Source organism: Paraburkholderia sp. MM5482-R2 (assembly GCF_050436125.1).
Lineage (GTDB): Bacteria > Pseudomonadota > Gammaproteobacteria > Burkholderiales > Burkholderiaceae > Paraburkholderia > Paraburkholderia tuberum.
In genome coordinates this window covers 37,333-52,949 of sequence record NZ_JBNDLP010000001.1, presented here as the reverse complement: position 1 = coordinate 52,949, position 15,617 = coordinate 37,333, and the positions used below count along the sequence as shown (strand labels likewise).

The window sequence follows — 15,617 nt, the reverse complement described above, 5'->3', positions numbered from 1 at the left end:
CCCGAATTTATGGACCTATACCCGAGAAGTACATACTTCGTAGGCTGACGGGTAAGACGCCGCTTGCAGCTTGAATCCAGCGGAGACTTCTTTTCGATGTATGCGTACATCGAAATACATTGTTCAATGGCCGGTCAGTCCCCGAGAATTTTGCGAATCGCGCGAGCGAAACCGATATCCAGGATCGTGCGGCCGTGCTCGTTCACGATCTCACCGTGGGTGCCCTCCCGTAATCCCTGTTTTTCGAGGTGCCCGGCGCAGATCGCCTTTTCCAACGCTTCCCGTTCCGAAGGCGTGAGCTCTGCTTTGTGAACACTTGTCGTCGTTGGCAACACCGTGGCAACCGCTGACATGCGGCCGCGGATTGGACGCCGGTCCACCACAACCTGGGCGTTTGCCTTCAAAAGGTTCACTTCGGCCCTGAGCTTGTCACGCTCTCCGATGATCGTTTGCATGATGGAGCGGATCGCGGGGTCATGAATACGCATGAGGTACTCGTGGCTTGCCAGCGGCTTCGACGACTGAAGTATCTGCGGCCCGGCATAAGTGGCCCAAGCTGATATCAGCTCGCGGTAATCGGCCGATTGCGTGTTGTAGAGAACGCGCCCCTTCAGGATTCCGGCCGCCTCAACGAGGCGACCAATGGTTGGGAGCGAAAAATCACGCGAGCCAGACTCGTGATGGTTTCGGCAAATCTCATGCAGCGCTGTCAGTCTGGCGAGCCGATGAGACCGGCCACCTTTGGCGAGCAGCGCGTCAAGAACAACGTTTGGGTGTCCGGCTTTCACACCATTCATGCTTGGGACTCTTCGATTGATTGAGATTTACGCGTGACAATTCCGGTGGAATCGCATGTCGGCAAAAGCGCGGTGAAGTCCACGCCAAATCGCTCGCTCAAACTTCGACCGGCGTCCATCAGATTGATGACTTGCAATCTACCCAGCACTGGATTGGTCGGGTTCATCCGTCGCGCGAGATTGCGCATGAAAGCGTTGCCTGCGCGAAGTTGTTCCTCCTCGCTCAGCATCATGAAGACAGGTGACGTGTTATCGCGATAAAGCGCAGCGTCGAGCAACTGACTACGACGGAATATGGCCTTGCCGGCATCGAGATCCGGATAAAGCTCGACGTCCTCGCAGACGCCGGCAAGTTGCAGCAGTTCCGATTCGGTCTCTTCAAACCCAATGTGTACATCACTTGCAGTACCCACGGCCACTAACTGGGTAGAATCTTCGGCTGGACTGTCGAGCGCGGTCTTGCAGCGTTCAATTAGCCGCCAACAGGCGGCAAGATCCTCCGCGAAGTCGTTGAATCGCTTCATCGTTCCTTCCCACACGCGTTCCGCCTGGCGAAAGGTATCGAGATGGAGAAACACTTGTCCCGCCTCTTCTGCGTCAGCCTTTTGCTTCTTCAGGTCAAGAAGCACACGCTCATTCACGAGGCAAGCATTGCGTGACTCGTCAAAATGGTAGGCGATCGTGTTGAAGTGCGCGACAAGCGCCGGCAGATAGTGAGGCTCGGTTATAAACCAGCGGCATCGAATGCAGTTGCGATTCCCTCCAGGAACAGGAGCGTGCTTTGCATTGCCGACAATATTCCCCGACAGAATTAACGGGCCTCCGTTGTGACATCCACCAATGGCGCGGTTCTCCACGGAATCGCTGGTATTTCCTCCAGCAAGGCACAAGCCATGATGCATAGGCATCCAGCCCAGTGCGTTTCTTGCCGCGGAATGTTCTGGAATTGCATCTGCAACACTCGCCACACTGCTGCAAATCGCTCTTTGTACAAGCTCGTCGTGCGCGGTGTCGAGGAGGAAGTTCTGAATGCTTGCGTTCTTGTTTGCATCCAGGCGCGCCTTCGCATCAACGAGCACATCGCGAATATGGGTAGCTCCTGGCTTGGTGTAATACAACGTCATAACTAAACGGCTATGACCGACCAGCTTCTGTAGCACAGGGAACGGCACCTGACCTTCCAGGGCCAACGCAGTTATAAGCGAGACTCGCAAGCTGTGTAGAGGGAATAAAGTTCTCTTTTTGGACTGGGGTGCCAGCAGTCGAATCGGGGTCCCATTTTGATGGGTCTCATCTCGCCCGGCGAGCCGCGATTCGAGTGCCTTTAGCAAATGGAACCAGCACACGTTGAGCGCCTGATCCTGAAGCGGATAGTTACGCATCTGTGCAGTCGGGTACTCTGGCAATCGGAAGAGAAAGCACGCGTCGGGATAGCGTGCCAACTGAAAGTCAGTCTTAGCAATGATATGCCGACGATCCAGTTCTGCCCATGACGTCCGACGCGTAATGCCGTTGTATTTCTCTTGCCAATTGCGCAGCTTCTCGAGCCAGTAGAAAACGTTCTGGTGGACCGCTCCGCCGTGAGCCCACGGCAGCAGATAGCCTTTCTCTGGCCCTGACTTCGATATGTCCGCGGTCTTGTTCGTGTTGATATAGAGGACGGTCAGTGCGCTATCATTGTCGCTGCGATCGTAGTCGCGCCGGAACACACCCTGTTGCAGCGGTCGAGATTCGCTACCCTGTGCAATCTCGCTACTGTTCGGCTCCCAACGGCCCGCCGTATAGCGCCAGGTATCCGCCTCTCCAGAGTCCAGTACACGGACCTGGCTGGTGCGCAGCGGCAGGATTAGCTTAACAAGCAACGCCACCCATCGTACCGGGCTCCACATCTGCAACAGTTGACCACCGCGGTAGTTCCGGCTCAGCTTACGTATGCGCCAGACGCAATCCGGATCGTCACGATCAATCTGGTCTTCGGTCACTTCGAACCAGTCAGGGGCGCTCGGACCCATATGACCGATCTTGCTCCCGAGCGCACCCTGAGCCCATTCCCAATCACGAAAATGAGGTCCCGCTGCGAGCATCTGCCGAAGTTGATCGATATAGCCGTACGGAAGCGGCGAATAGACGCTCTCGCGCCGCTTCGGTAAAGCTGTTTTCGACATGCGAGGTACCGGATTGCGATAGCCATGCAACACCATAGCTCTGCCATCTTTGGCAATCTGACTGAAGCGCCGCAGCAAAACAAATTGCAGGAAGGTATGGATGAGATTGTTTGCGTCGATGCCCCACGCAGTATCTGGGCACGCCGTTTGGTGAAAATCGGGAAGCGAGGTCGTCTGCGCCAGTAACAGGTTTGGATCGAGAGGCAGTCCCTGAGCAACGAGGTAACGCTCGAAGAAGTTCGACAGCGCCTGGAGTCGCTGGCTGAGACCATGGGTTTCCCCACTCAGCCACTCCAAGGCGAGAGCTCGCCAAGCACCGAGTTCCGGATAACGCTTGTCCACCCAGGCCAGCGTTGCATCGGAATCGCGCCGAATGCTGCGTTCACCCCTCGCTGCCTTGCGGCGGCCCAGGGGTGTAGTCGGAGAGTTCTTAGTCATGGGTAATGGTTAGTCACTGGAGATACGGCCGGTCCAACGAACCGGCCAAAACCTGAAGAGAGCTTGGCTTGCTCTCCGTCCAGCCGGCGCGCAGCTTCTTCGAGCGCCTTTCTGGCTTCGCTGAAGCTTGCCTGCGTGTAGACCTCCTGGCTGTCAATGGACGCGTGATGCATGAAACGGCGGATCATTGACTTCTCGACCCCCGCATGCTTCAGGCGCTGCCCATAGGCGTGTCGGTGCCCATGAGGTGTCGTGCCCCGCGCCTTCCCCACCTCCAGCCCTATGCGTTTGCACGCGGCCGCGTGAGCCTTGTTATATTGCGTCAGCGTGTACATCGCGCCGTGCGGCGCCCGCGAGAGATTCACGAAGGCGAAAGGATGATCTCGCTCAAAGCCGGCGAGCTGCTTGAGATAGGAATGCCATAACTCGAGGAACCACTCGCCATATTCCGGCACGAACCAGTAAGCCTGCTTGTAGTAAGGACCATCGTGCATGCCGCCCTTCCAGCCGGCATGCCGACGGTCCATCAAGTCCGTGCGCGGCACGAGGCCAAAGCGTTGACCAAGGTAATCCCCTCGGTTCGACTTGCGCGGCCTGCCTCGCTCGTCACGCCAGTCGGCAGGTGCGCTTCCGTAGCGCGGATGGTGTATAAGGACCTTCGCCTGGCGGGGGCTCTGTGGATCCGAAAACACATCCTGAACGTAAAGGTGAAAGGGTTCCGACTCTCGAAATCCCGCACCATGGAGCAGTAATGTGATCAAGATGCCGCGATAATCGTAGCGATCACCGTTGCGAAAGCCCTTGAATAGCAACGCCTCAAAGTGACGCTCCGGAAAAGTCGGTGGCTCTCCGTGCGCGACCTTCGGCAACCCACGATAACGAAGCCGGTACCCCGTTGAGCCCGGAGTCGCGTTCGACGCCCATATATGTCCCAGAAAGGCGTTGTTTCTGCGGTACTGGTAGGCTTGCTTCATCAGTCTGTCGGTCGAAAGCGCTGCCAACATACCGAGGATTGACGGTGGAGGCTTCCGGGCGGATCTCGCCCAACCAATTGAAGAAGTCGCTCAGGTGGGTGATGATGCGCGCTGCGTCGTGTGGCGACCGAGGGGGCCAGCAAAGGCCGGTCGCGTCGATTCCGGTTTCGCGATTGAAGGTTCCTGTGTACAGACGCTGTGCGAAGTTCTGAAACAGTTGGTGGGGATCCCGCTCAACCGGATTGACCTGAATGTATTCGAGAAAGAGCCGAACAGATCGCGTTACCTTCCGCATCCACTCCAGACTCCGGTCATGACTGCGATGCAGAAAATAGTCGATGAGCGGTTCGAGAATCCCCGACGCGGTGAGTATCGCGGGAATTTCGGAGTAGACACCGGTTTCGTCCGTGAGGACCTTTGCTCTGATGCTGACGAACATCGCTCGATAGAAAAAAGCGAATACCCTACCCTTGGATTAAGTCATTATGTTGAAGGTTATGACTTCCGGCGCCCCATGATCGATTCATTAATGAACCAATGAACCAGCTCCCGCCGGGGACAACGTCGCAGCCGCAAGAAGCAGACTTCGGAAGGCATAGACGCGAGCGGCAGAGGCAGATATAACCTGGACGACTAACAGCTGCCACTGCGGCGCATCGGGGTCTCACGCGAGCGATGCTCGCTCGCGAGTGCCGTTGGATGGTCCGACTGCGGCCATGAACGGCCGGTCGAGGTCGTCTTCCAGTTAGGCTTGCCGAGGTTTCATCCGGCCTCGCTCAATGGCCGGTTTGCAGCGGGCAAATTACAGAGGGCACTGCCTCGATGCGGCCAGGAAAAGTCGTTCGCCGGGACCGTTTCCGGGACATTCAGGCGGCGGTTCCACCCAAGTAGCGGCCGTTCAATTCGCAATGTTGAACGTTGCTTCATCCGCCATTGTGGATATTCGTCGCTGCGCCAGACGGCGGATAAGTGTCCTGTTAGAGTTTGAAACTGGTAGCTGGCTACTGATCGTCTTAGCCGAGTAGCTCGACAAAGAGGTCGATTGCCGTTGCTATGCAAGAGCCAATGAGGTGTGGTCTTCGACGATAGGGCGCGGCGTGTGAGAATGCGATAATTTCGCACCTCGCACCTGCCCCTTGCTCTATGACATATGTGTATATTTGTTGACGAATCAGGAACGTTCACGCTCACCGATAAGGAGAATGCGTGGTGCACGATCGCCGCCTTCGTCTTGCCCGAAAGGAAGCGGCGCGCATTGGATGCGCTCGTCGCTGAATTGCGTCTCAGGCATGGCGCTGGTCTGGAGGTCAAACTCGGAGTCATCCCTGAAGACGACTTTGTGAAGTTCCTTGCCGATCTGAGTAAGTTAGGCGGAATGGCATTCGCGGTAGCCGTTGATGTCAGCCTGCATCGTCGCGACGAAATCCAGCGTCATCAGCAAATCCAGGTCGACAAGATCAGGCAGAACATCGATCGGATGAAGTACGAAGGAGGCCGGCGTGGGGTCGCGGACCTCGCGGACGAAATCAGTGAGTTGCCGTTGCAGCTCTACACGCAACTCATTCTGCAAGTTGAACTCGTGTACACCGTGTTGCAGTACGCGCCCCTGTACTATGTACAACGAGAGCCGGTCGCCTTGGCCAACTTTCGGTGGCGCGTAGATCAGAAGAATCGAATGCTCAATCGATACGAGAAGGCGTTTCTGAAAATCTTGCCCGGACTCTTGCAGACTAAATCTCTACGCGACCCCATGATTTTTCTCAAAGGCGAGGATTACAGTCACTTTAGGCGGTTCGAGTATGAACCGGGCACCGCGCCAAACTTTCTCAAAGAAACATATGGATTGGATGTCGACGTGAGCGACGGGAACAGTTTGAATGTTGGGAAAATGATCAACGACGATTTCCGCTACGTAGACTCGCAGAAGTTCTCGGGCGTCCAGGTTGCAGATTTGATCGCCTCGGGCGTTCGTCGCGTCCTTCGGTCAAACTTCGATTCCCCAGAAAGAGTTGCGTTGGCATTGGGTATGAACATGCTTCAGGCTCCAAAGGGCGATACGACGGTTCGTTTGCTTTCGCTCGACCAGACTGGGCGCGTCGACGAGAAGGCGGCGAGGTGTGTTCGACTCATGGGCAGATACTCGCGACCAATGTTGGCGAAGTAGGTTGACGCACTAACTGGCCAGTGGCCTAAGCTGCTCGTCGATTGTCTGCGGGAGGTCTCAGGCGGAACATGAACGTCGGCTTTGACCGACGACCGCTCGGACGAATCGGGAAATAGAACGGCCGTTGTACCTCGTAAGCGGTCCTTGCTGGCGAACGGCGACGAACGGTAGTTGTGGGTCGGGGGTACGCAATGCCGACCGGCCGCTTGCGGGCCGCTGAATTCCAGTGACCGCTTCCGAGCGATGAGTTCGGGGAGCGGACTGACGCAGCCCGACCCACTACGGCCTGATGACCGTCTCGAAAGCGGTCAGTCAGTGAAATCAGGGTTTCGCAAACTGGAGCACCTAAAACCGGCCGTTGGCGAACTCACGCAATCGGCCAATAGTTGCCGTTCGCGCAACACACAAAGTCGTCATTCGAATGGCCGGTTCACTTCGGAACCTGCCGCACGCCCGATGGAAGCTCGTCGGCCATAGCGTGTAGACGACAGCGATGCCCTGCAATCGCGCAGGACAGGTACTAATGCACAGGCAGGAAATGGATGTCGTCGTGGCGAACTGCTCGCTTCCCGTTCAGGTTCGCTTTGCACTGTCGATCAGACCACGCGCAGCGTCCACGAGGACGCTGGGGAGGTCAGGGTTGCTCGCCATCAGGCCTGCAGCATATGCCCCATTGATCAGCAGAAAGAGCTGTGCTCCAACCCGTACGGGATTCGATACGCCGATGCGGGTGCATAGCGCCGTGAGGCGGGTTTGCAACTCGTCCTTGTTCGCTCGCGCGACTACGCGTCCAGGATGCGCATCGTCCGGAAACTCCGTAGCAGTATTCAGGAACGGGCAGCCTCGATAACCTGGGTGAGCGATTTGCCCCGCCACACCAACAAGCAGGGCGTCGAGCAGTGCACGCGCATCGTCTCCGTGTTTCTCAACGATAGGCTGGTATCGAACGCTGGTCGCCATCGTCAACAAGCACGCGCGAATCCTCTGGGCGATCCTCGCCAAAGGCGAGCGCTTCGATCCCTCCCATACCCCAATCCGTCCGTCGTGACTCGTGAGCCGCACCACGATCCCTGAAACGCAGGACACCACCGTACAGCACCCCAAAGGACGCAACAGGCATGGATAGCGACAGGTCAGACCGGCAGCAGGCGAACTCGAGGAAGCTCCAGGCGACGCATCTGATGCGTGGCGCCGCGCTCCGGATGGAGTCCTGCTGCGCGGTTACTATCCGGGCCCGGGCACAGAAGCGACAGTGCCCCCAACGAGGCCGTTTATAGGTATGCAGTCTGCCCCGCCGCCGATCTGCCATCGCGTCCGCCACAACATCGGAATCAATCAATGACCGAATGAACCTCAAGCTTGCAAAAAGGGGAAAGATCTTATAGGTTGCTTCCGGCTGGAGCGGTTGCCGGGTGGGGCTTGCACCCACTGGGAAAGCGCCGCCTTTGCACGGCGCACGCCATCTGCGGTCATTCACCCGCGCCGCAGTCCGGACGTTCGAGCGTCGCCTAGAGTCGAACAACGGCCCATCCGCGCGTCGTAGGAGGGAGTTCTCTCGGCTACCCCTTCCCTTGGATTATCCATTTACAAACAACAATATTCTGTCGCGGACCGGATGTCCACTTGGGACGTCGGCTTGCTCTCGCTCCCAAGCAAAGACGTCCGAAGCCTCTCAGTGCCACCGGCGGCTCAGGTTTTGACGAACAAGTGTTCAACTTTTAGCGGAAGTTAACTCGGCGATTGGATCGACGATTTGAATGCCTGTACGTCCATTCCCCGTGTTTCGGACTTTCGGTCCTTTGCGGACATCACCGACGAGCCGCCCGAGGAGATCGTCGCGTCTGGCCACGACCGCTGCATCGTCCCGATCAAGCCGAAAAATGTTGGTGCGTGGCTGAATCCGGACCCTGCGAATTTCTGGATGATCGCTATCGGCCCTTCTACGAGCATCGGGTGGCGACTTAACGACGTGCGGACTATGCGACCGACGCGAACCGTCCCGAAGTGGCTTCTCGCTTTCTTTCGCGCCCGATGAGCGTGTAAAAAAGCGCGAGACTTATCGAGCAAGCTTAGTGTCTAGGCGATGCCATCAAAAGGGTCGCCGAGTAGCACCTGAGCCCATCGCGCTGGGGTGCCGTTCCCACCTTTCACACAAAACCAGAGTGTGCATAATCCCGTGTCGTTCGTCAGGGCGAGCAGGTCGCCGCCTTGTCCGTCCCTCGGTAGTCGCATAGTCCCCCGTAGTCCGTTAGCGATGGCCTCGGTTTGATGATTTGTAATAGTGGCTGGATATGGGCCCTTCGACTTTTGCGGAGTGAGCCGCAACTGGGCCGCATGAGCCGATTCGAACTGTCCGCCGCGACATTCGTTTCCGTGACCAACACCATGGACTCCGGCGCCGACGTCGCCCTGACCACGCACTCCGGTCGGCCCAGCGCCGAAGACGCCAATGCCCCCGGTTTCGCCGATACTCGAGTTGGGCACCACGCCCCCTGACAGCCCAATCACCCCCGCCGCAGCGAGATTGGAAATGGCCGGGTTGGTTGACACACCACCACGCGCAAATACGCCAGCCTCCGGCCCAAGAGGTCCGACCACCACGTCAGGGCCAGGCGTCACAATTCCGTCTGCATCGAGCGGCGTCTGCATAGCCGCGTCCGCATCCGCCCCCTTTGCCCACACGCCTACACCACCAGTCTCTGTGAGCTCAGGCACTGGCCCCTGCGCGCCACCCATTGCAATGACGCCGGGAGCGTGCGGAAGACGGGCGCGATTTTGGAGTGTGGCGTTCGCCCCCCCTAGCCCGACAACGCCGGCACCGGGTGGAACGATTGGTCCAGGATAAGCCTGGTTCGACGAGCCACCGACACCCTGGACACCGATACCGCCAGACCCGCCTTCATCTTTGGTGCCGCTGCCGAATCCGATCACGCCGGCACCCTGGTTTGCCCCCCCTTTGCCTACCACCCCCGCACCGGTCCCCGGTGCACCGATCCCGCTCCAACCCACGGCCACAAGTCCGTCGCATGCGTTAGCGGGGGTGAAAGTCTCTCCGTCGCCGTAATCGGCATCGTCGTCTTTGTTGCGTGCCACCTCCACGACAAAGATCGCAGGTCCGCCAAAGTTTGGCTGCCCGGGGGGCACCTGCGCCCAAAGTCTTGTCAGGCCTTCTGCTCGATTTACGCGCCCTGTCACCATATCTTCGTCGCTTCCACTCGCCCCTGCCATGGCATTCTCCGAATGATGAAATCCTTTGCACCAGCTTCTTCATAGAGCGATGGCTGCTAAGGAAGAAAATCAAGAGTTGATAGAAATGAATCTACAACTGTATTCATTAGCTTTACTACTTCTATTTCACCCCCGCGATCACGCTCTGCCGTAGCCAAGAGCGCGGCGTGATAATTCGTGATCGGAGCAAAAGGTTCAGTCTTAGAACGGCGTATACCTGCTGAACGATCGCGTCGCGAGATTTCAACCTGCGCTCCGGTAGCATAAAGTCTCATCATTTGCCGTGCTGGAACAGAGATCAACACAAATGGGCGACCATGTGCCATACACGAAGGCTCCGTCCTGCTGTGGTATCGTTTAATGGGAAACGAGCAACGCAGCTAGGGTTCAGCGGTGCAGGTCCCCTAACGGTTAATAACACGTGGTCCCAATGGTGGATCTGCATACTGTCCGACAGCGAAGCCATTGGCTGATTTTTGCTGCCTTAAAACGACGCTCGTTTTCGAAAATAACTCCTTGAACGGGAAACAACGCCGCCCCTGTCTTGACATCCTTTCCTTTCATGTCTGATTTCGTTAGTCGCGGCAGACATACCGTCTGGATTTCCTCGGCCAACACAAAAGTCGATGCACGCGCTACTCGCCGAAGATTTTTCGCACGGCGAGGTCACGTTGAACACTGCAGAATGAAGCAGGCTGGTTCGTTTTCGAAAGTGATTCGGTCAGAAAATGATAGGTTACGATTTCGAAAGTGCGACGTGCCTATGTTACCTACCGCACTTATCTTGCGAGAGATGTTCGGGCGGCCGGGGCCATGGTGGATGGTCTCCGAACATAAGTCGCTGGGCGCCTCGGTCGAAACGCCACTTTCATATCGGTGGCCTCGCCCAACGGCACCCGACCAGGAAATGGCCGTTGTGCTCAGACACCGGACCTTCGTGGTCGGAGATCATGTCGGCCCCGGTCGTCGGCCTTTACGAGCATTTGTATCGCATTGCTGATTGCTGAACCCCACGGACTGCGCTTTGAGCGACGCACGCCCATGTCGCGATCTCGTCGCGGGGCCGCAAGTCTCAGAACTAAGATTTGTTCAATTGAGCAATGACCGATCCCTCCGTCACCTCCGGTGCGGCCGCACCAATACTTCCCGTTGAATATCCCGGCGTATCTATCACGGACTTGGTCGATCTCGTTAAAAAGCATGGACCTAAGCCGCACTGCCGATATGCCGAATATCTTCGGTTGACAGGATTCGGCACGCCGGATGAAGCGTGTCGATATTTCTCGACACCTGACGTGCCCAGCGCAGTAGACGGGATCTGTCCGGTACCGGGAAGTTAGTTCTATGCACTATTCGGGCCCCTTCTGGGCGAGAGGCCGCCGGACGCGAGCGCGCTCACAACTAACGCTGGAGTACCCGCGATCCTTTACTGTACTCTGCGAGCAGGTTCTCCATGATGCTCCGATTGTCCAAATCCACGTCATGGTTCATCCGATCTTGCAGCTGCTCCAGGGCCTGGCGATCGAGGTCAAAGGACCCCAGAATTGCTTGCACGACGCTCAAGCGGGTGCGTGGATCCGGATCCATGGCTGCTCTGTCCAGGAGGAAGCGAAGGGCGTCCGGGCGGTCCGCGGCCGCTAGAGCGAGGGCCCGGCACGCCTTTGCACGCGTCGCAGGCTTTGCATGCTCCTCGGCCTGACGTGTCAGGAACGGCCGATTCTCCAGCAGAAGATTCCAGTCCTCGTCGCACTCATCCGCCGTCCCTTGATCAAACTCTCCTAAAAGGCGACCATGGAAGCGCGAACGCAGCAAGTACCAGAGACCCTCTAGCGCGGCCACTCGAACCTCCTCATCTTCATCATTCACGGCTCGATCACGGATGAGTAGCAGCGCCGGCGATCCGCTATAGCTCAGATAAAGACCCGGCGATTTGCTATAGCTCAGATAAAGAACCGGCATTGACCAAAAAATGAACTCAATGATAAATTCAATGATATTCAAGCGGATGTCCGATTGCGCGTCGTTTGTGCCAGCGTCGAGCAGGATATGGATCAACCGCTCACTAGCACCTCCATCAAATTCGAATAACATCCTTTTTAACGTTGCCTGACAACCCTGAAGCACGGCGATGCGCGTCCTACTGTCCGGGTCCTTGGCGGTGCTGCGCAACAAGGCCAGGACGCTGGAATCCGTTGCCCATCCCTGCGCGAGCGCACTGTAAACATCGACGAGCGCAGCACGGTCTTGAGCGCACACGATCAATTGCTGCAAAAATACCGAGGCCTGCGAATCGCCGCGCCAGCCCTCTGCCATTGCGTGGAACAGGGCCGTGCGAACTTCCCCTTCCTGCTCACTACCGACTCGTTCCTGCATGAAGGCCAGCGCCTGAGAATGCCCCCCCCACCCTCTTGCCAACGAACCGAGTAGCTCGCTGCGCACCGAGGGCTTGGGGTTGCTTTCGGCCTCGCGTTGCACGAATGCCAAGGCTGTCGTATCACCTCGCCATCCCGCGGCGAGCACCTTGCCGGCTGCGATCACGACGCTGGCGTTGTCGTAGCGTTCTTCCTCTTTCGGGGCGGCAAGCTTCATCACTAGGTCCCGGGCTCTGGCATTGCCCTCCCAAGTCTCGCCCAAATACTTGATGAGTCCGATGACGCCGCGGTGGCCGGTCTCCTCTTCCACGCGGCTCTCGATCGCGTTCAGTATCACAGGGTCATGGCGCCATGAACGCTGCATCGACGCCAGTGCGGCCTGGCGGACGCGCCCGTTGCGGTCATTCCTCACTACGTCGGCCAACGCGGAGGCGATGTCAGCGCGGCCGGGCCACTCGCGCTCAAGAGCTGCTATTGCGCCGCGGCGCACGACTTCTTCGGGATCAGTCAACGCCGCGCGCGCATAGTCCAGTCGCTCCTTGCGCGATCGTAGGGCAAAGTCCATCTGCCACGCCGTAACCCGTGTGTTCGAGACCTGGTTTAGGTGCTCAATTACCTCTCGCACCGGAGACGGAGGGGACATGAGGGTCGCCAGTGCCGCGAACGCTTTCAAGGCCGCGTTGACGAAACTTCGCGAGTCGGTTTTCTGCAACTTGGAGGCATGCACTTCGATGGCCTGTGTCAGCTCTACCAGCAGCGCCTGCCCATAGCTAAGATCTTGGATGTCTCCCGCTTCCGCGAGGCAGAGCGCGGCGAACGCCACGTTGAACGGTGGCCCGGACTTGGGGCGCTTGGCGCGAATGATCTCCACCACCTCGTGCACCTGCGTACCTTGGTCACGCAGCATGGCGGTCAGCAGCAGCAACACCTCACGCCAATCGTCGCCCCGCCAGTGCTTGCCGAAGACCTCTTTCGTCAACCAGTAGAGTCCGGTTTTGCTCGAATTGAAGTGACCCTTGCACCAGCAGGCCGCAAAGTACTCCATGAACGTCCGATGCACGAAGCCGAACACCCGTTCGCCGACGCCAGCCAGCACATAAGTGCGCTCCATGAGGTGGCGCAGGATGTCGACCGCGATCGCGGCGGCGTCACCCGGGGATTTCTGGTGCTGCTCGTGCAGGTAATCCGAGACGATCTTGAGCAGGGGATCGTAGGCAATGGCGTTCAGTTCCCTGTCTCGCTGGCCATGCTCCAGCATGTACATCGATACGCGCTGCAGAATCTCGGACTTTCCGCGAGTTTTCACTGACACGGCCAGTCTGAAGTCCTCTTCTTCGAATCCCTTGCCCAGATCCCAGGCTTCGAGCAGCGTCTCGGTGCAGCGGTCGTACAGCTTCCATCGCTCCGTTGGCAGGTCGCGATCCCGGTAGATTACGGCCATCATCGTCAAGAGCATCGGGTTGCCTGCGAGGTCAAGCAGGCGCGGGTTGTCGACGATGCGCAGCGCCAGGCCCTGTGCGGTACGCTCCGTACCCTCCAAACTGTAGTAGCGATACCACCGGCCTGCGAAGTGGCGGATCTGAGCGAGCGTGAGGGGAAGCAGCGTGTAGTGCTTGAAGCCAGCCAATCCTAGGGCGGTGCGGTCATAACCGGCAATGCGCGAGGTGACAACGATGTGCGCATTAGAGTAACGGCGAGCGAAGATCTGAAACTGGTCGATAACCTTGCGCCTCTGGTCGGGGTCGAACACCTCGTCCAGGCCATCGAAGAAGACCAGGGCTTGCCCTTCGTTGCCGAGCACTGCTTTCAGGCTTTCGACGTCGAAGCTCGCGCCATAGAAGTCCTCGGCCCTGCGCACAAGGTACTCAAGAAAGTCGTTGGACTTCTCCAGCACGTAGTTGCGAAGGTCGATCAGGAAGGGGATTGTCGCCTTACCCAGGTGCTCAGGCAGCGATTCGTTCGCCGTCCGCGGCTGGCACAGGCGCAGCATCACGTAGTGTAGGATCGTGCTCTTGCCTGTACCTGGGCCGCCTAGGATCACCTGGGTGGCTTCACGGCCGACTATGCTCAGCACGAGTTCCGGATTCGAATCCTGCGGGTCGATCAGCCCCTCCTCATTGACACCGCCCTCGCGCACGGGTTCTTCCAACTGCTCGATGGCGAACGCTTCACCGGAGGGTGCGTGCTGCCCGGGGCTATAGATCGCCTGCTGGAGCTTGCGGACCTCGTCGGGAATATCTATCCCGGACACGCCGATTGCGACCAACTGGGGTTCGAACACGTCGTCCAAAGGGATCCGGAGGGGCTCACGGTCTTTGCTGACACCTGCGATGACTTGCAGCCGGACCCACTGATGCTTGTTGCACACGGCCTCCCGGTAGGCATCCCAGTCATACAGTTCCCGCGCCCGCGCCCGCGCTAGTCCGCTCTTCTTTTCCCAGTTGATCACCGCCTCGTTGACCTTGCGCGTCAGTTCGTCGACGCTGCTGAAGTGATCGTGGACAGAATCCTCACTAAGCTGCTTGCGGAAGGTGAGGATCTGTTCCATCGCAGCGCCATGGTCACTTCTGCTCATGGGCCACGGCGCATCTTCGTCTAGCAGGAAAATCAGGCGGTCTTTGCCCGTCTCGCCTGCCTTTTGATACTCCATCTCGGTGATCGAGCGGCCCTCGGGATTGTTCTTCGTAGGAACATGGCCATAGCGGAAGGCGAATATGCCGACATACAAATCGCACGACGCCACGTCAGAAAGACAGCGTTCGACAGGACGCATGTCTTCGGCGACGTAGTATTCCATGGCTACGTCCTGATGGTTCAGTCGACGCAGCGCCACTCCAACGGCGCTGCGATAGTCCGCAAGATCCTTGAACGTCGAGGACACGTAGATAAGTGCCATACTCTGTTTTTCGGTCCGTTGCTGAAGGCGTTGTCTCTGCGTGAGGCATGCTCTTTTCGTGGGCGCATTGGGAGTCCGCGGTAAGCCCGTAGGTGCGAAACGCGCACTTTGACCCATAGAAGCATTAACGAGTCATCGGCAGCATGTCACAGAGGAAAGCACGCCAATGTAGTACTGGTAGACGAATGCGATGTTTGCAACCAGCGATCTCGCGGTCTGCTCGCTGAGCAGAGTAGGCCTCGCGACGGGAGGCAGCATATGCTTCTTCGGACCGATCTCAGCGTGGCTCATGAGAGTCCCCTTGCGGCGGTTTCGTTGTTGCCCAGCTACTGGTTAAGATAGTTCAAGCGATTCGAATAATCCAAAGATTTCCCCGCCACCAAACCACCTTCGCGCTTGCGCCGATTGAAATAGTCAAATACCACCGGCAAAGCCAGTGGACAACAGCAAGACAATGGAGCCTCGTGAATTTAGAACGAGGGGATGTGACCATTTTGAAAACACGCGAGTCTTCGTGAAATGTTGCTCAGCCAGGTAAAGGCACGCCAGACAAAATTCGCCATGGATGCGCAGGTGCGAATTC

The 15,617-nt window shown here is 57.9% G+C and carries 6 protein-coding genes and 2 pseudogenes; 4 read left to right on the top strand and 4 right to left on the bottom strand.

Features of this window, described 5'->3' with window-relative positions; all coding sequences use genetic code 11:
• Positions 1-134: 134 nt before the first annotated feature.
• Genes gmtX through gmtY form a run of 3 tightly spaced genes read right to left on the bottom strand, consistent with a single transcriptional unit; the run spans position 135 to position 4,374 of the window.
• The gene (gmtX, locus tag OKW37_RS00180; RefSeq protein WP_429401258.1) at positions 135-797 is read right to left on the bottom strand and encodes a gamma-mobile-trio protein GmtX; all 663 of its coding nucleotides are present in this window, start codon (positions 795-797) and stop codon (positions 135-137) included.
• The gene (gmtZ, locus tag OKW37_RS00175; protein WP_429401256.1) at positions 794-3,400 is read right to left on the bottom strand and encodes a gamma-mobile-trio integrase GmtZ; all 2,607 of its coding nucleotides are present in this window, start codon (positions 3,398-3,400) and stop codon (positions 794-796) included. The genes gmtX and gmtZ overlap by 4 nt, the downstream gene beginning before the upstream one ends.
• Positions 3,397-4,374: a gamma-mobile-trio recombinase GmtY gene (gmtY, locus tag OKW37_RS00170; protein WP_429401255.1), complete on the bottom strand. Its 978-nt coding sequence runs from the start codon at positions 4,372-4,374 to the stop codon at positions 3,397-3,399. Before gmtY ends, gmtZ begins: the two co-directional genes overlap by 4 nt.
• A gap of 94 nt (positions 4,375-4,468) precedes the next feature.
• On the opposite strand from gmtY, the gene OKW37_RS00165 reads away from it, so the two are divergent.
• The 4 genes and pseudogenes from OKW37_RS00165 to OKW37_RS00150 form a co-directional block, all read left to right on the top strand.
• The gene (locus tag OKW37_RS00165) at positions 4,469-4,915 is read left to right on the top strand and encodes a hypothetical protein (protein WP_429401253.1); all 447 of its coding nucleotides are present in this window, start codon (positions 4,469-4,471) and stop codon (positions 4,913-4,915) included.
• A gap of 609 nt (positions 4,916-5,524) precedes the next feature.
• Positions 5,525-6,538 carry a DUF3800 domain-containing protein gene (locus OKW37_RS00160; RefSeq protein ID WP_429401251.1) on the top strand — a complete coding sequence of 338 codons (1,014 nt, stop codon included), beginning with the start codon at positions 5,525-5,527 and terminating at the stop codon, positions 6,536-6,538.
• Positions 6,539-7,472: 934 nt separating this feature from the next.
• Positions 7,473-7,586 (top strand): annotated as a pseudogene (locus OKW37_RS00155) (IS110 family transposase); the annotation flags it as partial.
• A gap of 726 nt (positions 7,587-8,312) precedes the next feature.
• Positions 8,313-8,503, top strand: a pseudogene (locus OKW37_RS00150) (SOS response-associated peptidase family protein); the annotation flags it as partial.
• A gap of 2,664 nt (positions 8,504-11,167) precedes the next feature.
• Here the strand turns inward: OKW37_RS00150 and OKW37_RS00145 are convergent.
• Positions 11,168-15,034: a DUF4062 domain-containing protein gene (locus tag OKW37_RS00145; RefSeq protein ID WP_429401249.1), complete on the bottom strand. Its 3,867-nt coding sequence runs from the start codon at positions 15,032-15,034 to the stop codon at positions 11,168-11,170.
• Between the last annotated feature and the right edge of the window lie 583 nt (positions 15,035-15,617).